Origin of the sequence: Halomonas litopenaei (assembly GCF_017303055.1) — a bacterium.
GTDB lineage: Bacteria > Pseudomonadota > Gammaproteobacteria > Pseudomonadales > Halomonadaceae > Halomonas > Halomonas litopenaei_A.
The window spans coordinates 1-818 of sequence record NZ_JAEKJT010000023.1 but is presented as its reverse complement, the minus strand read 5'-3'; the positions used below and the strand labels follow the sequence as shown (position 1 = coordinate 818).

Here is an 818-nt window from a genome sequence, read left to right as displayed (position 1 = left end):
CCCAGTGCGCCGAATCGATGTACCAGAGCCTCTTCCAGCGCGGCTTCAGCCGTCTTGCTGCTGCCGTTGTCCGACAATCGCCAACCAAGGATCTCTCGGGTGCAACAGTCGATGATCACCGCCAGGCTGGCCCGCCGATCCTTACCGCACCACACATGGGTGAGATCGGTGGCCCAACGCTCATCAGGCCGAGAGGCAACGGACGGCAGGCTCCGGGCACGCGGCCGGAAGCCTTGGGGCCGCTTGCGCACCTGCCAACCTTTGAGCTGCAAGATGCGTTGGATCGGTTTGCGGTTCTCCCCCAAGACACAGGCTAGACGGCGATAGCCGTAGGTGGGGAATTGCTCCAGCGCAAGCTTCACTCTCTTGGTTAGCTCCGTATTGATCGTGCGTCGCCGCACCCTCGGACGGTAATACAACGTCCGCCGGGGAAGCCCCAACCACTGACAGAGTTTGACGAGCGACACCACGTGGCCCTGCTGGACCATTTCCGCCTGCAGCGACCTTACGAGTTCTCGTCCTCGTCGAGCAGGCGGCGAAACTTTTTTAGCGCATAGATCTGCAGGTGGGCCTCACCCAGCGCCTCTTTGGTCTCCCGCAGTTCAGATTCGTACTGCTCGCGGACGTCCTTCGGACGAGCCCTGAACCCGTTTTCCATACTGCGCTGGGCCTCGTCGACCCAGCCCTCGATCTCGGAGACGGTGAGATCGTATTGGCGGGCCACCTCAGCTGCTGTGGTCTTGCCCTTGAAGATGTCCATGACCACGGAGGCCTTGCGCTTCGCGGTCCATCGCTTGATGGGGTTGTCGTCAGTCATT

The 818-nt window shown here is 61.5% G+C and carries 2 protein-coding genes; both read right to left on the bottom strand.

Going from position 1 to position 818, the window contains the following annotated elements:
* Window positions 1-362, bottom strand: a 362-nt coding sequence (locus JF545_RS19810) for a DDE-type integrase/transposase/recombinase (RefSeq protein WP_206944880.1), incomplete at its 3' end; no start/stop codon positions are given.
* A gap of 143 nt (window positions 363-505) precedes the next feature.
* Window positions 506-818 (bottom strand): DUF1153 domain-containing protein (locus JF545_RS19805; RefSeq protein ID WP_206944879.1); only part of this gene is annotated, 313 nt, incomplete at its 5' end.